We start from the raw sequence: 18,405 nt of genomic DNA on the forward strand, positions 1-18,405 counted from the left end.
AAGTTCCAGCTCATTCTCACACTTTTTTAAAAATAAATAATTAGTCTTTTACCTGCTTAATAGTATCAATAATTGTGCCGTCTCGATACTGAATTAAAGCAACAGTGCGATCAGTATATGCCAGTGGTTTTGGTACCCCAACCTGCTCTTGAGCCATTTTTTGAAGTTCCTTAATATCAACCACATTGAGTTCTGGAACCTTGGCAAAAGCATCTATGAGATCTTTACGGCGTGGATTAATTGCAATTCCTCTTTCAGTTACCAAAACATCAATTGAATCACCAGGAGTTACAACTGTTTCGACTGCTGGAACAACAGTCGCATTTCGTCCACGTACTAATGGAGCAGTAATAATAGTCATTTTAGCTGCAGCCGCATCTTGATGACCACCAATAGCGCCGCGGATAACACCATCAGAACCGGTCATTACATTAACGTTAAAATCTGTATCAATCTGTAAAGCCGAAAGAATAGCAACATCTAAATTATTAACTACTGCCCCTTTATTGTGAGGATCGGCATACCAAGAAGCATCAATTTCTTGTTGATTTTTATTCTTAGCCATTGATGCCGCAGCACCTTTATCAAAATCCTGCACATCCATAATTTTTTTGACTAGGCCTTCCTCAAGTAAGTCGGTTGTAGGCTTGGTAATGCCACCTAGAGCAAACGATGCTGTGATACCATCTTTTAACATGGATTCTCTTAAATACCTAGTCACAGCAAGAGCAGCTCCACCAGATCCTGTCTGAAAAGAAAATCCTTGTTTATAATAAGGTGAATTGGTAATTACCTGATTAACGGTTTGAGCTATCTTTAACTCTTTCGGATCTTTAGTAAAGCGAGTAGCTCCTGAACCTATTTTATCTGCATCACCGATTTGATCAACCTTAACAACGTAATCGACCTGGGTTTGTTTAATAGAAGCAGGAGTATTTGGATAATCAACAATGTTGTCTGTCAATAAAACTACTTTATTCGCATATTGAGAGTCAATCAATGCGTATCCTAAAGAACCGAATACGGCATCTCCTTCTTGACCATTAGCGTTTCCTGCAGGATCAGAATTAGGGACACCTAAAAAGGCAACATCAATTTTGATTTCTCCTTCTTCAATTGAACGAGCCCGATTGCCGTGAGAACGGAAAATCACTGGATTCTCCAGCCCACCGTGGGAAACAAAATCCCCTAAGCTGCCTCTCATTCCAGAAGAAGTAATATTGGTAATGACACCCTTTTTAATTGCTTCAATTACTTTGTCATTCATAACACCAGTCAAAGAAGAAGGAGCTAAAGTCAAATCTTGATAACCCATTTTAATAATTAAATCCATTACTTTGTTAAAAGCAAAATCGCCATTTCTAAAGTGATGGTGAAACGAAATGGTCATACCGTCTTTTAGTGTCTTTTTGATAACTTCCTCTAAAGAGTCGACCACTTTTGATTCACCAGTAGTAACTTGCACTTTGGGTGCAACTCTCTTTACTTCAGGATTCCCAACTACAACAGACTCAAATGGTTTAAGATTCATATCAGTCATCAAATCATCCGGCAAATTGCGCTTTACTTTATTCTCCAATGTAATTACCCTCCTCATCAATTAAATTCGAAGCTTTTGCTGTTTCAATAACGCGATCAGCTTTTTCAACTACAGGTTTGTCAACCATCTTACCGTTCATCGAAATTACTCCAGAACCTTTTGCTTTTGCTTCCTGAATTGCATTTTGCACAGCAAGTGCATTTTCAATTTCGTCTTTAGTAGGATTGAATACTTTATTAACCATTGGAATTTGCCGTGGATTGACCAAAGACTTACCATCATACCCAAGTTCATAAATATATTTTGTTTCGCGGTAAAACCCTTCGGTGTCGTTCATATTAGAAAAAACAGTATCAAAGGCATAAACGTCTGCAGCTCTAGCAGCTTGTAAAACCATGTTGCGAGCAAATTCAAGTTCACGTCCGTCAGGGTAACGATGGGTGTGCATATCAGCAGTATAATCTTCACCTGAAACTGCCAAGCCCATCATCAAAGGCGTTGCAGTAGCAATTTCCGGTGCATTAAGAACGCCTTTAGCACTTTCAATCGCAGCCATTACGCCAATAGAGCCTTTTTCAACGCCATATTCTTCTTCTGCCTTTTCCATATCTGCTACTAATTTTTTAATCATTGCAGCTGATTCAGTTTTTGGCAGACGAATAACATCGACTCCTGCTCGCACCATTGCTTTTACATCTTCGTCATAAAAAGGCGTATCTTGACCATTAATTCTGACAACTACTTCTGCACCACCGAAATCAACAGTTTTAATGGCATTAAACACTAACATTCTCGCTGCATCTTTTTCAGTTAGAGAAACTGCATCTTCCAAATCTAACATAATAGAGTCAGCACCATAGATACCGGCATCCTTAACCATAGCTGGATTATTTCCCGGTACAAACATCATTGTTCGACGCAAACGATTTTTTACGTAAGTCATTTATTGCAATACCTCCAATCTTGGTTTATCCGTTGTTTCGGTTGCTCTTTGAGCCGCAGCTAATGTACGTGCAGCAATCACACAGTCAAGGGCCCCTTTATCAGTAGCCTTAACTTTCGCATTATCAAGTCCGAATTTTTTAAGAGTATCTGTTATTACTTTTTTAATCTGATCTCCGTATGATTTGGCTACTTCGGATTCCAAATCGATTTCAATACCATTTTGACCAGCGGATACCATTATTTGAATATCTGAAGATTCTAAAGTTCCTGCCACTCCAACAGTCTTAATTTCCATTGATGTTCATTCCTTTCTTTATTCTTTCTTGTAAAATTTGATAGTTTTTATTAATAAAATCAAACGTAGTTGGCGGGACTAAATTTGAAATGTCTTTTAAATTATCACTTTTGATCAATTGACGAACACGAGTAGCTGTAATTATTTGATTGCTATTGCAAAAACGCTTAACAATTGCAACGTCAATTTTGGGACCAAGTGTGTTTTTTAAGCTTTGATTATAGAAATTAGTTGTTCTTGAAAATGGTTCAGTACCCAAATAACGCTTTTTTATTGCCAATTTCGGTGCAATAGTATTTTTAAAAATTAATGCATCAATTTCTGTTTGCGTAGCGATCAGTTCATCAGGTGATTTTAAAAAGTATGCTGGAAAAGTTGATTGAGAAACTAAATAGTCTCCACCACTAACTACTAATACATTTTTGTACTCAGATGTGCCTTGTTTTACCAGTTCCATTCTTTCGCTCGTCTTAAATAATGAAGCATCTGTAGCAACAACAAACACATATACCAGATCATTTTCGCTACTAGCAAGTTTTACCAGCCCTTGATGACCTAAAGTAAATGGATTAGCGTTCATGACAATTGCTGCAACTTTTTTATGATTTTGGTCTTTTATTCTGGGAATTTTTGCCAAAAAATCCTGAATATTAGGCGTGCCACTCTCTAAAAAAGCTGCTTCATTAGTATGAGCTAGTTCCTTAAATCCTAAGTGAGAAAAACTGGCAGAATATTTTGCCTTAGTAAAAACAAACGAATGATAAATATTTTGGCTAAAAAGGTATTCTTGTAAAGCTGAAACTATTTGATTAAATCTTGCTCCTTGAACAGATTCATCATTTGAAACTGCTATATATTTGAGAACATTTCCAGCAATGCTACCCGTGCCTACCAACTGACCATCTTCATCAATTAGGCCAACTGTATGATCAATCACAGCAACTTCACGAGAGCTAAAATTGTTAATTCCTTGACTAATCAGGAATTTTTGCCACCTTTTTTTGGTTTCCGGCAAGGTTAAAAAAAGTTCTACGGTTTTATCCATTTGTCCCATTCTCACTTTGAGTTAAATTTCTTTTAAAAAGTTCATAACTTCTTTATACATGCTCAGAGGCTGCTCAGCTTGAATTAGGTGTCCACAATTTTTGATAATCTTCGCAGTTATTGCTTTATTCAACTTTTCCATGGCATAGGCAAAGTGATAGTCAAAAAAGAGTGAATTCTGTCCTGCTAAAACGAGCATTGGAATTTTTAAATCAATTAAAACATCTCGCCAATCTTGCTCAGCATGATCTATACGACAAAGATAATTCTCTTCAGCATTATATGGATGTTTTTGGGCTTCTATTTTGGCCTCTTTAAACATCTCATCATTGATATGAGCATAAATGCCATTGCCAAGATCTGCCTTTAGATAATCCGGATAATTCTGCCAAGTTAAATCTTTAAAACCATACTCCCAAGAGCTATCTCGAATCATCTTGGGAGGTTGATCCAAATCAATAATTGCCTTTAGCCTTTCATAGCCAAATAATGAAACATAAGCCCAAATATTTGCTGCACCCATTGAATTTCCAATAGCAATAATATTTTTCAAGTTTAACTTGGTAATTAGTTCCTTTAAATCAGCCGCATGACGACTGATACGCTGTCCCTTAAATGTTCTTTGTGAACGTCCCTGGTTACGCGGATCTATTACGATAAAACGATAATCAGCTGCAAAAAGTTTAGCAACTTTTTTCCATAATATTGCGGTGCTTCCTATGCCAGGAACTGCCAATATAGGTTGTGCACTTTTATCTGTATCATAATACGCTATTCGTATACCATCATTAGTGATAAAACTCTTCTCATTAAGCATTTACCAGATTCCGATAACTTTCATCCATAAAGTTCCAATCACTCCAAAAATCAGCAAATAGATAATTCCCAAAATAAAGTTGTATTTCCACCATTCACCTTGTTTAATGTAACCTGTAGTAGCTAAAATTGAAGCTGGGCCGTTGGCATAGTGAGTAGTTGAAGCGTTGAAAGCTCCTGTAAATGCAAGCAGCATTGCAGAAAGTCCCAAAGGAGCACCAGTAGCTACTGCCACTGACAAGAATGGTAAATATAAGGCAGTCATATGAGCGGTTCCACTAGCAAAGAAGTAGTGGGTATAAAACATTAATATTACCAAAACCACTAATACTACTTGCCAGCTGATGCCGTGAAGACTTGTTTGAATAGTCTTTGAGAACCAGTCAATAAAGCCAAATGAAATAAGTTTACTTGCCATAAAAACTAAAATTGACAGCCAAATTAGAATATTCCAGGCTCCAGTTTGGTTTAAAGCATCTTTCATAGTTAAAACACCAGTTAGCAACAACAAGCCAACTGCTAGAAAGGCAACAAAAGTTGAATCTAATTGTGGTATATCAAAAACGCCAGATAAAACCCATAAGATTATGGCAAGCAAAAATACCATTGACATAATCTTTTCAGGTTTTGTAACTGGTCCCATCTCCTTGAGATGATCAGTGGCCCATTTTTCAGCATTAGGAGTTTCTTTTATCTCAGGTGGGAAAATTTTATAAATCACAAGTGGAATGACAATAGTTGCAACAAGAACAGGAACTACTGCGGCTGAAAACCAACTAATCCATGTCATGTTATAATTTTTCTGCTCTGCCATTTGTGAAGCAACCATATTTGGTGCCGCGCCGGTAATAAAAAGGGCAGTTGAAAGAATATTGGCATGAAAAGCCATAAAACTGAGATAGGCACCAATTTTCTTTCTGGAAGGGTCATTAGGGTAAGAATCATAATCTTTAGATATTGATTCGGTCACGGGCCAAACGACTCCTCCAGTTCTGGCACTGTTTGATGGAATCAAAGCTCCTAAAATTAATTCCAATCCAGTAATGGCATAGCCGATGCCAATGGATTTCTTGCCGAAACGTTTAATCATCCAATAAGCTATACGGTTGCCCAATCCAGTTTTACTAATACCATATGCCATGATGAAAGCCATAGCAATTAGCCAAGAAGCTGAATTGCTAAAGGCACTGAGAATTCCAGTTGTTACTTTGCCTGTTTTAGGATCTGCAATGTCCTTGATTGGGGCTAAACCAACTAAAACCGTTACTATAAGTCCGATTAAAGTGGTGCCGCCTATTGGCAAAGGTTTAGTGATACACCCAACAATAGTTGCTACGAAAATAGCAAACATTTCCCAAGCTGGAGCGGATAAACCTGCAGGACGCAAAGGCGTGATGCACCAAAGTATAACACCAACAGCTAGGGGTAAGATAAATCCCTTGTAATTAACTTTTTCAAGTGTTTTCATTTTAATTACCTGTAATTTTCCGGGCGATAAAAATCGTCAATAATTTCATAATTTTTATTCTTCAGTTCTTCATCAAGCCAATTTATATTTCCTGTGCCATCATGAAAACTTGCCGCTTTGGCATCATCCTTTTTGTGAAAATCCTGGACGGCTGGAAGCAATTCACTTGCTTCTTCTAAAGCAATTTTTATAACACCATCGGCATCACCTAAAATTACGTCACCAGGATTAACACTCACGTTCCCACAAGAAATTGGAACGTTTATTTCTCCTGGGCCCTCTTTATATGGCCCATCTGGTGTTGTGCTAACCGCATAAATGGGCAAGTCCCAATCACGCAAACTATCTATGTCACGTATTGGCCCATCAACTACGACTCCAGCAACATGTCTTTGGTCGCGAAGCCAGGTCATCATCACTTCGCCAATAACGGCCCTGGTATTGTCATTCTCATTGTCAATGACAACGATATCGCCTTCATGACAATATTTTAAAGCTGCATAAATGGTCAGATTATCACCTGGACGATTATGAACTGTAAAAGCTGGCCCACACATTTCCTCATGAGGATTGGACATAAGCTTAATTCTCGGTGCCATTGCACCTGTTCTATTCATACAATCAGCCACATTTGACGATGGCAATTTTTTGTATGCATCTATTACCTCTTTCTGTGGAAGGTTTCTTTTTAAAAAAATTCTTTTTCCAACCTGCATTCGTCATGCCTTCTTTTGGTTAATCTAAAGTAATATTATCTAGTACTTCCTGCATTTTTGAAGCTGAGTTCAGCATCTTAGCTTTTTCAGTTTCAGAAAGCTTAGTCTCAAGCACCTGACTAATTCCGGCACCATTTATTACAGTAGGAGTTCCTAAATAAAGCTCACTTTTAATTCCATATTCACCATTAATTGGTGCTGATAAAGGCAAAGCGATTGACCGATTATTTAATATAGCGGTAACAATTTGAGTTAACATCATCGCAATGCCATAAAAAGTAGCACCTTTATTTTCAATTATTTTTCCTCCCTTTTTACGAATACCTGATTCTACTTGATCCAGCACAGAGTTGTCAATACCGTCAAAATCTTTAAGTGGCTTGCCACTAACTGTTGACTCATCAAAGTTTTCGAAAGAAGTATCACCATGCTCACCTAAGACCATAGAATTAACTTCAGCAACAGGAACATGTAATCTTCGTGCTAAATCTACCTTTAAACGTGCTGAATCAAGGGAAGTACCTGTTCCAATAACCTTATTTTTAGGGAAGCCGGATAATTTCTGGGTCAGCGTTGTTAAAATATCAACTGGATTAGCAGAAACAAGGAAAATTCCATTAAAGCCTGATTCAACTACAGGTTGAATTATGCTTTTTAAGATATTAACGTTTTTATTAACTAGATCCAAACGACTTTCTCCCGGCTTGCGCGGAACACCAGCGGTGATCACAACAACATCAGCGTCTTTTGCATCAGAGTATTCTCCCGAATGAATATTACATTCTCCTGTAAAAGGCAATATATCTTCTAAATCCATTGAATCACCCAGTGGACGTTTTTTTACCACATCGCAAATAACCAGCTCGTCAACTCTAGTATGTTGCAATAAATCGTTGGCAAAAGTTGAGCCTACTGCTCCATCACCAACTAATAAAACCTTTTTATTCATAACGTCATTTCCTTTCAATTTTTAAAAATGTAATCCTTTACATTTATAATTATAAAATTACTTTTTAATTTTTTCAATATTTAAAATAAATAATTCAAATTTTAATTTTTTAAAAATATAAAATGATTTACATCTTTTAAATAATATAAAAAATGCTTAGAATTTCTAAGCATTTTAAATATTTATTTATATTGTCTAGTAAACTCTGACATTTGTATCCCGGCCTGTCTGCCAAATATTACAGTTTCAGCGATTGAGTTTCCTCCAATTCTATTATTGCCATGCAAACCTCCTGAAACTTCACCTGCGGCATAGAGTCCTGAAATAATATTTCCGTCTGAATCCAAAACTTCAGTTTTTGGAGTTATATGAATTCCACCCATAGTGTAATGAATAGCCGGATTAATATGAATAGCAAAGAAAGGACCTTGCTCAATAGTGCGATCCATTCCAGTAGTTCGCTGATATTCACTATCATTTTTGTTCTTCACAGCTTCATTCCATTTTGAAATTGTTTTCTTTAGATTATTACTGTTAACACCAATGTTTTCTGCTAATTCCTCAATGGAAGATCCTTGATTGACTAATCCTACATGATCATAAAATTCAACAGCGGTGAAATTATTACGGATCGTTTGATCAAACAGAAGATACGCTCCATCCTCATTTAACTTAGTAATTGCATCAGAAACTATTTTCCGTGTGTTGAGTTCATTAACAAATCTTTGACCAGATTTGTTAACTAAAATTGCACCTTCGCCACGTAAACCTTCACCTATTAAATAGACGTGATCAGTATCTGTTTGGGCTGTAGGATGTACCTGAATAAATTCCATTTGCTCTAGTTGAGCATCTACTTTGGCTGCTAATTTTAGACCATCACCTGTAGCTCCGGGTTGATTAGTTGTTTTATAATTTGCGAGATCAGGACGATATTTTTGTATCAAATCTTTTGAAGAACCAAAGCCGCCTGAAGCTAGTAAAATTGCTGTTGCTTGAACTTTTCTTGTTCCTGAATCAGTTTCAACTTCAATTCCTACAACTTTTTTCTGCTCATTTTGTAATAAACTAATTACCCGTGAATTATTAAAAACAGGAATACTTTTTTCTTTAATTTGTTTCAAAGCTCCTGTTACTAAATAACTGCCAACAGGTGCCATTGAGGCAGGCCGGTGAGCCCTCTTTTTACTCATACCACCCGTTATCGTCAAATTTGTTAACTCAATGCCATGATTCATTAACCAGTCAATTGCTACTGCTGAATGGTCAACGAAATACCTTAAAAGATCGCGATCATTTAGTCTGCCTCCACCTTTTAAAGTCTCCTGATAAAAATCTTCCTTATTATCTATAATTCCTTCATTAAGTTGAACCAGGCTCTCAGAAGCATTCATTCCTGACGATGCTCTATTGGTATTTCCACCAAGGTCGGCATTTTTTTCAAAAACAGCAACATTGAGTCCGAGTTCTTTTGCCTGAATTGCTGCTGTTAAACCAGCTCCGCCGGCTCCAACGATCACAGCATCATAGCGGTCTTTAATTTCTGCACTGCCGTTAGGCGTAAAAACAAATTTACCCATTTATTTTTCTCCTCTAAAAACATTAAAATAGTTATTTCTCAGGATTAGTTTGAGATACATTGGTCATCTCCATGTAATCCATCCACTTATCATATTCTTCCTCTGTTAATTTGCCACTATCTAAAGCTGCTTTCTTTAGTGTTGTACCTTCCTTATCTGCAGTTTGGGCAATTTTCGCAGCTGCATGATAACCAATGTGTGGTGACAGAGCTGTAACAGTCATCAAAGAACTTTCAAGCAAGTCATCCATCTTTTCTGCATTAACTGTTAAGCCTGCTATCATTTTATCAGCAAACCCTGTAATAGTACCAGTTAAAATGTCACAAGAATCAAGAAAAGCTGTAATCATTACTGTTTTATAGACGTTCATTTCAAAATTTCCTTGTGAACAGGCAAAAGTAATTGTGGTATCGTTGCCAAAAACTTTTGCAGCTGCCATGGTCACGGCTTCAGCTTGCGTGGGATTAACTTTACCTGGCATAATTGATGATCCAGGTTCATTGGCTGGAATGTTGAGCTCGTGGTAGCCGGCTCTTGGGCCAGAAGCTAAAAATCTAATGTCCTGTGCTATTTTGAACATATCAGCAGCTAAAGTTTTCAATGCACCATGAACAACATCAATTCCAGAATGATGAGCTAAGCCCCAAAACTTATTGGTATTAACTTTAAATTCATGCCCGTAAACTTGGGACAATTTACCGGCAATTTTTTCAGTCATTCCAGGCGCGGCGTTAAGTCCAGTGCCAACAGCGGTCCCTCCTATTGCTAATTCAAACAATGTTGGTTTAAGTTCTTGAATATAATTCAAATCATGCTTTAAGGCAGAAATATAGCCTGAAACTTCTTGACCAAAAGTAATTGGTGTAGCATCTTGCAGGTGAGTACGACCCACTTTAACGGTTTTCCAATACTTATTCTGTTTTACTATCAGTTCATCAATTAAATGCTGCACAGCCGGCTCGAGTTTATCCAGGGCTTCAACGGCCACAATATTCATTGCTGTAGGGTAAGTATCATTAGACGATTGTCCTCTATTAACATCATCATTAGGTAAAATATGCAAATGTGGATGCAACTTGTTGGCTAGATTTGCGACAACTTCATTGACATTCATATTGCTTTGAGTTCCAGACCCAGTTTGCAATACATGTAATGGAAAGTCCTTGCGTAGTTCATGGTCATCTAATTTAAGTAAGTAATCAACTGCGTCCTCAATTGCTTGCCCTTTATCCTCAGGCTCATCTCCAACTTCTACATTTGATTCAGCAGCAGCTTTTTTTAAATGCAAAAATGCCCGAATAATTGCAAGAGGCATTAATTCACCACTGGGGAAGTTATTGCGACTGCGTTCAGTTTGTGGTCCCCACAAAGCTTCTTTCGGTATTTTGACAGGACCAATAGTATCACTCTCAACACGATATTCATTTTCGCTCATGTTCAGTCTCCTTATTTAATGCTGACATTCTTCTGATAATAAATTTTATCTTACTCTTTCACTCATAATACAGGTTTTTTGAGCTTTTTTCAATATTTATAAATAAAAGGGCTATCATTTTAAAAATTAAAAATTTATTTAAAAATACAAAAAGCACTCCCAAAGAGTGCTTAATTCTGATTGTTATATTTTTAATGTTTCTGCATTAATAGCTACTATTACCGTTGATAAAGACATCAGAATTGCTCCAACAGCTGGAGATAACAAAATTCCCCAAGGAGCTAATACCCCAGCAGCTAAAGGCAATGCAATTATATTGTAGCCGGCTCCCCACCACAAATTTTGAACGGTTTTTCTTTGAGTATGCTGGGCGAGATTCAAAAAACTAATAATGTCAAGTGGCTCACTATTAACCAAAATAACATCGGCAGAATCTACAGCAACATCTGTTCCCGCACCGATTGCAACTCCAATATCGGCTTTTGCTAAGCTAGGAGCATCATTTATGCCATCTCCGACCATCATTACTTTGTTACCTTTTTCTTGCAACTCTGCAACGATTTTCTGTTTGTCAGCCGGCATTAAACCTGAATGTACTTCGGAAATGTTGAGTTTTTGCGCAATATTTTGCGCAACTTTTTCATTGTCTCCTGTAAGCATTACCGGCGTGATATTAAGATCTTTAATTTGCTTAATTAAAGAAGCAGCGTTCTTTTTAATTTCATCACCAACAGCAACATATCCTAAAAGATCATTTCCTTCTACTAAATAACTTGAAGTGTAGTTTAAAGCATCTATTTTGGGAAAATGGTTAACTAGCTTTCTAGCAGCTTTTTCGTTCACCAGCTGAAATTCCTTGCCATTTAAAGTACCAGAGACCCCTTTACCATCTAAAGTCTTACTATTTGCTAATGAATAAAGTTTCATATTTTTTTCTTTAGCAAATTGTAAAATGCTTTGAGCAATCGGGTGATTTGAATCCTGCTCAAGTGAAGCAATAAGCTTAATTACTTCATCAGCACTATAATTTTTAGCCAAACTATCAAATTTTCGCACTTGAAATTTTCCTTCAGTTAAAGTTCCAGTTTTATCTAAAAGTAAATAATTGATTTTTGAACTGATGCTGATGACATTGCGATTCCTAATTAATAAGCCATTTTTGGCGCCAATTGAGGTACTCCTTGCATTAACTAAGGGAATGGCCAGCCCCAAAGCATGAGGGCAGGCAATAACTAAGACGGTGACCATTCGTTCTAGACCACCAGATATGCCACGAAGACTGGTCCAAACCAAAAAAGCAATAATACCAAAAGTTAGCGCTGCATAAAACAACCAACTGGAAACCCGATCTGCCAAATTTTGTAGTTTGGACTTATTCATCTGAGATGACTGAACTAGTTTATTGACACTGGCTAAAAAGCCGGAATTAGCAGAATTAGCAACCTTAATTGTTAATGTTCCAGAACCGTTAATTGATCCCCCAATAACCTTATCGTTTTTTTGCCGCGTTACTTCGCGTGATTCACCAGTAACCAAAGATTCGTTTACTTGACTAGAACCATTCAGAATAACCCCATCAAGAGGAATACTTTCTCCTGCTTTGACTAAAATTACTGCATCTTTTTGGACATCATTTATTGCCATATCCATAGTTTGACCATCATGTTGTACGTGGACCTTATCAGGTAAAAGCTTAGCTAAATCATGCACAGAACTATTGGCATTCATCACTGAATTCATCTCAATCCAGTGACCTAAAAGCATAATCAAAATTAAAGTAGCCAGTTCCCAGAAGAAGTCCATTACATGAACTTTACTGTTTAACAAATCATTTTTCACAAAAGCATAAATACTATAAATATAAGCAGTAGTAATTCCTAAAGAAATAAGAGTCATCATTTCAGGCTTTTTGTCTTTTATCTCGTAAAAAGCGCCTGATAAGAAGGGTTCCCCACCATAAAAGTAAAGGATCGTTGCAAAAATAACTACTACCCAGTCAGAACCAGTGAAAGAAAATTGGAAAGGTAAATGGACGCCCATTGCAGGCGACAAAAAGATAATTGGCAATGATAATAAAACTGAAACCCAGAATTTTTTCTTTAAGTTCCCCATGTGCATCATGTGGCCACCATGCATCATCATATCATGATCATCCATTTTCATTGATGAGTGATTATTCATCGCATGATTCATATTTTCACTATGGTTCATATTCATACTATTCAAAATATTCCGCCCCATTCTATAAATCACCAAAATTGTTCTTTTCTTTAATCTACTTTTATAAACAGGTGATGTCAAAATATCGGCTTAATTATTTGAATTATATTTACACAGCTAGTTAATTTTTGCTTTTTTATAAAAATGAATAATAAATCCAATTGCTAATCCGATTACAGCAGGAATTACCCAATCCATACCAATATCTGCGAATGGCAAAAAGCGTGATTGTATTGATCTTAACTGCAATGCCCAAGGTTTTTGACTAATTACGGCAGGAAAAGAAGCTACCATATCTAAAATTGCTGGAATGAATGTAAAAACTATTCCCCAAAAGTAAACAATTGGATCGCGATCAAACAGTGAACTAGAAATTGACAGAATAATTAGTACCATTGCAATAGGATATAAAAACATTAGCATTGGAGTTGACCAGGCAATAATTGTATCCAAACCAAAATTAGCCGTGATGAAAGAAACAAGAGTCATAATTGTCAACCAACCATGATAGCTGATTTTATTGAAGCTACGGTGAAAGTCTTGTGCAAAAGCGGCTATTAAACCTACAGCGGTTGTTAAACAAGTTAGTGTAACCAGTGTAGCAAGTAAAGCATGACCAAAATTGCCCAAATAATAAGTAACTATTTGATTGAAAACAGTGCCACCTTCAGCAGAAATTTTAAAATGGTTTAAAGTTGTCGCACCTACCCAAATTAACCCAATATAAATAATACCAATTGCACTTGTGGCGATCACACCAGCTCTGGCTGTAACTTTCGCATTGCTTTTAGCAGAAGTTTTCCCCAGCTGCCTTACCGCCGAAACAATTGTATAACCAAAAGCTAATCCGGCCAGAGCATCCATGGTGTTATAGCCTTCTAAAAAGCCATTGAAGAAAGGGGCGCTTTGATAAGCTGCTGTTACGCTTTGATTTTTAGCAGCACCCATTGGTGAAATGGCGGCCAACAAAAAAATCGAAAATAGCAACAGCAAAAATAATGGATTTAGGATTTTTCCTATACTAGTCAATATCGTAGACTGTTTATAAGAAATAATAAAAGCCAAAATGAAAAATATTGCAGAGAATATCAGGAGTGCTGGCTTTGCGGCAGATTTCGGCAAAACTGGTTGCAAACCCACTGAAAATGAAATGCTTGCCGTACGCGGGGTGGCAAATAATGGCCCCAGAGTCAAATGGATTAAAACCATAAATACTAGAGCAAAAATGTTACCCAGTGGCCTGCCAATATCATAAACTCCTTTGGCATGACTTGCGCTAATAGCTAAAACGGCTAGTAAAGGTAAAAGCACTGCCGTTACCAAAAAGCCAAAAGTAGCTATTCCCCAATTTGCTCCTGAAAGCTGACCTAAATGAATCGGAAAAATCAAGTTGCCTGCACCAAAAAACAGCCCAAACAACAATGACGCTACTACCAAATATTGCTTCCATGTTAAAGGTTTTGTATTAACATCTTGCTCAATTTCTTCCATTACAATTCCTCCTAAACAGAATTACAGATAAATTTAATAATGATAAAGGGTTGGCTAGATTATTTTGGGTAATAAAAAAGCACCCTTGATTTTAAATCAAGGGTGCTTTAGCACGGTACCACCTATATTACTGCACTATAAATCAAAAAATGACAAATAGCATAGTCACTTCACGTACGGCAAAAATGCGATACGCTAACACGTTAATGGGTGTACCCAATAATAGCTACTAAAATTCACCATATAGCTCAAAGTTACTTTCAGCTTGCCGTCACGGTCCGTTCTCAGCAACAGGACTCTCTTAAACGCTACTTGTAAGCTTACTTATCTTTTCTTCGCTTTATCAATATTAATGATATTCTAATCAATGTCTTATTTTCTGTCAACTAAAATTTTGAAAAATTAGTGAAATTGGCAAAAAATTGATTATTTTTGGACTTATACCCTTTTAAGTATGTTTTCTTTTAAAAAAGGGTCAACTAGCACAATTACAAGCCTAAATATTTCTTGAATAATAAAGCTTAAAGTAATATCAAAATATAAGAGAAACTTTAGCCCTACATTTTCAAATGAAACTACTGAAAAATTTCCAGTGACAGAAACGCTACATACAAATTTATATTTGCTAGGATTTGCGTAAAAAATCAAAAAGTTTTTATTAAAAATAATAAGATTTTAAATAGGATTAGTACTTCTGTGTTCGATATAGGAACATTGACGTTAGGGTTAACCATGCAATAATAGAATTTAGTGATGAAGAAATTTTATTATATTTTTAGCCAGCATGATTCTACTTTTGCTTAACATGTTTAACCCTCAGAGCAACTAAACCATGTTCGCGGACTAGCTCCACCCAGCTCCTGATAGCCGTGTAATCAATGCCATATTCTTTGCCTAAGCCAGCCATTTGGCGTGCTAGATACTTACTAACAACTTCAATTTTCAAAGCAGTCGAATATTTAGTCATAAAAAAGATGCTCCTAATAGTCAGATTATTGTCTATCTATTATGGAGCACTTCATCATTATTTGAATTTCAAATAATTTTTGCTTAACCAGTTTGCAAAACGTTTGGTACTTGTTGTTACACCATAGTCTAACATTGCAATCCCATATTTAGGCCTAATAGAATAATTTAAAGGTACACTCGTAATTGTTTTATCCTGGTATGCATTAACAAAGTCCGCCCAAATTCCTACTCCAAGCCCAGCTTTTACCATTAAACTAGAACTTAATATGTTGTTGGCATAAGCCACATTAACATCCTTATTCACGGACACGATATATTTTTGCAAAATATTTTGTGATGGTGGACACCATTCACTATCAGAGAAAACTAACCTAAATTTATTTAGCTCAGAAATTTTAAAAATATTATGTTTAATCCCTGAGGAATTATAGAAATTTACACAATAATGACCTTCCACTAAATTAATATATTTTACGTTTTCCATTTTTGATATGATATCTGGCATCGTAAAAATAATATCACAGTCCCCGTTAAGCAATCTATCTTTTAATTCATTATGCGCAAAATTTTCTAAAAAAATATAAAGTGAATCATTACCTATGTTTCTGTTGTATTCCTCAATTAATTTCGGTAATATAGAAATTTCATAAGGCGTTCCACTATAACCTATTGTTAGATTATTCCTTTTTCTAATAGCAGCCGATTTTGCTTTTTGAACCGACTTATCATAAACATTTAATAATGGCTTGATAGAATGATAAAATTCCCTTCCACTTTCAGTCAGATGCACTTCTTTTCTAGTCCTTTTAAATAAGAAAAAATTAAGCTCATTTTCCATTGAAGAAATAATTTGCGAAACAGCTTATTGTGATAAATTCATTTCTATAGCCGTCCTGGAAAAATTTAAAGTTTCTGCCAAATTTACAAATACTTTTAAATGTTCAAAGTTCATTTCTATTCCTTTCTTAATAAGTAAATCTTATTAATAATCATATTCTAGATTATTTGTAAACAATTGAACAATGTTATATTTATTTTTGTAAGCATTGGCGTAATCACTGAAATGAAAGGAGAAATTTAAAGTGAAAAAACTTACATCTGGAAATTATGACATTATAGCTCATGAATACGAAAATGAAGAAATGCCATTAGAGGTCGAAATTAAAAATGACAAAATTTGTAAAATTAAAACAAAGAAGAAAATGATTCCTGGAAGTTTAGAAGAAACAGTATTTACTAAAGTTCCAAATGAAATTATTAAGAATCAAAGTTTATCCGTAGATGCAATTTCTGGAGCAACACATTCTGTTGATGGTCTGTTAAATGCAGTAGAAAAAGTCATTGAGCAAGCAGGAGGCAACGCTCAAGAATACAAGAAAGAGCAAAAAGAAATTAATCTGAATAAAAAACATGTTTCAGCGCATTTTTCTAACGACTTTTCTTCCTGGCGTACGAAACCAGAACAAATTGTTAAGGAATATAATACCGACTTTTTAATTGTAGGTGCCGGGATATCAGGACTGGCTGCAGCGGTTCAAGCTCGTCAACTTGATTTAAATACAATCGTAATTGACAAGAACGGTTTCGTGGCCGGAAATGGTAGCGGTGTTGAAGGTATTTTTGGAATTAACACTAAAATGCAAAAAGCTGCCGGTATACATGCAGAAAAGGAAGATATAATTTCAAAGGAAGCTGAGTTAGGACAATATAGGGCTGACGGATCTTTTTGGGTTGATTTAATTAATAATTCTGCAGATAACATTGACTGGTTGGTAAACCTTGGTGTTCAGTTGACTAAAGTCGACGACTATCATGGTACTTGTATGTTTCCGACTTTTCACTGGTTTAAAGGGGGTTTTGCCTCTGTCGGATATGTACCTTATATGAAAAAGAAGGCTGATGAGCTTAACGTAAAATTCCTGCTGGAAACTTCAGCTACAAGCATTATTGAAGAAAACGGAACTATTAAAGGAGTTTATGCAAAAACACCAGAAGGATATATAAAAATTAATGCAAAAGCAACGCTTTTAGCCACAGGGGGCGTTGGACATAACCCTGATCTGTTAGAGCAACAAGGCTGGTCAACAAAGAATATTCACTATTGTTCAATGCCAAGTAATACTGGTGATGGTTATCAAATGGCTATGTCAGTTGGCGCAATGGATATGCTAAAAGAATCTCCAGAATTTATGATGAACTATATTCAGGCTTTTCCTCATGAAGGTGTACATTTATATCTTGATCCTATTAATGGATTTATGTCATTACCATCTGGAGGCCCAGTAGTGTTTGTCAATCAAGATGGCAGACGTTTTGTGAATGAAAATGTCAAAAAGTATAATTTGTTATATCAAAGAATGGCAATTAAAGCTACAAAAGTCACATATGAAATATTCACACAAAGAATTTTTGATAAACTAACCAAGAACGTTGAAAACGCAGATGAAATACTAGCTAAGGCTCTAAAAGAAAACGAAGGAAATTCATTATTCAAAGCAAATTCAATTTCAGAACTTGCACAAAAAGTAAACCTTCCTGTTGCAATTTTATCCAAGACAATGAAACTATACAATTCTTACTGTGACAATGGCAAAGATCTAGAATTCAATAAGGATAAAGAAATGTTAGTTTCAATGAAAGATGGTCCATACTACATCGCTCGCTTAGATCCGTCTAATTTAATTGGCGTTGGTGGAATAGGGTCAAATAGAAAATTTGAAGTTATTAGTAATAATTTCGAAAAAATTCCTGGATTATACGCTTCTGGAATGGATTCTACTATGCAATATCGTGATGTATATACGATTACTCTAGGTGGGTCTGCTTGCGCTCATAATGTTAATTCTGGTCGGCAAGCAGCCAAAAATGCCAAACAATATATTCAAAACCTCTAATAAATTAATTTTTTAAGTAATATCAAAAAAAGCTTCCGATGAA

The 18,405-nt window shown here is 36.0% G+C and carries 15 protein-coding genes; 1 reads left to right on the forward strand and 14 read right to left on the reverse strand.

The window, feature by feature from the left end; all coding sequences use genetic code 11:
- Positions 1 to 40: 40 nt before the first annotated feature.
- The 14 genes from citF to DKL58_RS05185 all read right to left on the reverse strand — a co-directional run bounded on the left by citF (position 41) and on the right by DKL58_RS05185 (position 16,306).
- Positions 41 to 1,579: a citrate lyase subunit alpha gene (gene citF, locus DKL58_RS05125; protein WP_109586340.1), complete on the reverse strand. Its 1,539-nt coding sequence runs from the start codon at positions 1,577 to 1,579 to the stop codon at positions 41 to 43.
- The gene (locus DKL58_RS05130; protein ID WP_109586341.1) at positions 1,569 to 2,483 is read right to left on the reverse strand and encodes an aldolase/citrate lyase family protein; all 915 of its coding nucleotides are present in this window, start codon (positions 2,481 to 2,483) and stop codon (positions 1,569 to 1,571) included. The genes citF and DKL58_RS05130 overlap by 11 nt, the downstream gene beginning before the upstream one ends.
- A complete protein-coding gene (gene citD, locus DKL58_RS05135) occupies positions 2,484 to 2,780 on the reverse strand; it encodes a citrate lyase acyl carrier protein (protein WP_109586342.1) in 297 nt (98 codons plus the stop codon). It lies immediately after the preceding gene.
- Positions 2,770 to 3,825 carry a [citrate (pro-3S)-lyase] ligase gene (gene citC / locus DKL58_RS05140; RefSeq protein ID WP_109586343.1) on the reverse strand — a complete coding sequence of 352 codons (1,056 nt, stop codon included), beginning with the start codon at positions 3,823 to 3,825 and terminating at the stop codon, positions 2,770 to 2,772. Before citC ends, citD begins: the two co-directional genes overlap by 11 nt.
- A 21-nt stretch (positions 3,826 to 3,846) precedes the next feature.
- Positions 3,847 to 4,641: an alpha/beta fold hydrolase gene (locus DKL58_RS05145; RefSeq protein ID WP_109586344.1), complete on the reverse strand. Its 795-nt coding sequence runs from the start codon at positions 4,639 to 4,641 to the stop codon at positions 3,847 to 3,849.
- Entirely contained in the window at positions 4,642 to 6,108 is a 1,467-nt protein-coding gene (locus DKL58_RS05150; protein ID WP_109586345.1) for a DASS family sodium-coupled anion symporter, read from the reverse strand.
- Between the two features lie 5 nt (positions 6,109 to 6,113).
- Complete coding sequence (locus tag DKL58_RS05155) at positions 6,114 to 6,824, reverse strand: RraA family protein (RefSeq protein ID WP_109586346.1); 711 nt, start codon at positions 6,822 to 6,824, stop codon at positions 6,114 to 6,116.
- Between the two features lie 19 nt (positions 6,825 to 6,843).
- Entirely contained in the window at positions 6,844 to 7,773 is a 930-nt protein-coding gene (locus DKL58_RS05160) for an L-lactate dehydrogenase (RefSeq protein WP_034979673.1), read from the reverse strand.
- A 182-nt stretch (positions 7,774 to 7,955) separates the two neighbouring features.
- Positions 7,956 to 9,353, reverse strand: coding sequence for a flavocytochrome c (locus tag DKL58_RS05165; protein ID WP_109586347.1), 1,398 nt, complete (start codon positions 9,351 to 9,353; stop codon positions 7,956 to 7,958).
- A gap of 31 nt (positions 9,354 to 9,384) precedes the next feature.
- Positions 9,385 to 10,788 carry a class II fumarate hydratase gene (locus DKL58_RS05170; RefSeq protein WP_109586348.1) on the reverse strand — a complete coding sequence of 468 codons (1,404 nt, stop codon included), beginning with the start codon at positions 10,786 to 10,788 and terminating at the stop codon, positions 9,385 to 9,387.
- A gap of 183 nt (positions 10,789 to 10,971) precedes the next feature.
- Positions 10,972 to 13,005, reverse strand: coding sequence for a copper-translocating P-type ATPase (locus tag DKL58_RS05175; protein ID WP_109587007.1), 2,034 nt, complete (start codon positions 13,003 to 13,005; stop codon positions 10,972 to 10,974).
- Between the two features lie 120 nt (positions 13,006 to 13,125).
- Positions 13,126 to 14,499 (reverse strand): branched-chain amino acid transport system II carrier protein, encoded by a 1,374-nt coding sequence (gene brnQ, locus DKL58_RS05180; RefSeq protein WP_109586349.1) that lies wholly within the window; start codon positions 14,497 to 14,499, stop codon positions 13,126 to 13,128.
- Positions 14,500 to 15,289: 790 nt separating this feature from the next.
- Positions 15,290 to 15,466, reverse strand: a complete 177-nt coding sequence (locus DKL58_RS09520; protein WP_156962759.1) for a hypothetical protein — start codon at positions 15,464 to 15,466, stop codon at positions 15,290 to 15,292.
- A gap of 57 nt (positions 15,467 to 15,523) precedes the next feature.
- Complete coding sequence (locus DKL58_RS05185; RefSeq protein ID WP_109586350.1) at positions 15,524 to 16,306, reverse strand: LysR family transcriptional regulator; 783 nt, start codon at positions 16,304 to 16,306, stop codon at positions 15,524 to 15,526.
- 244 nt (positions 16,307 to 16,550) lie between these two features.
- Here DKL58_RS05185 and DKL58_RS05190 point away from each other — a divergent pair, with 244 nt between their 5' ends.
- A complete protein-coding gene (locus DKL58_RS05190; RefSeq protein ID WP_239386358.1) occupies positions 16,551 to 18,362 on the forward strand; it encodes an FAD-dependent oxidoreductase in 1,812 nt (603 codons plus the stop codon).
- Positions 18,363 to 18,405: the final 43 nt, after the last annotated feature.

Source organism: Lactobacillus kullabergensis (assembly GCF_003151025.1).
GTDB classification, from domain to species: domain Bacteria; phylum Bacillota; class Bacilli; order Lactobacillales; family Lactobacillaceae; genus Lactobacillus; species Lactobacillus kullabergensis.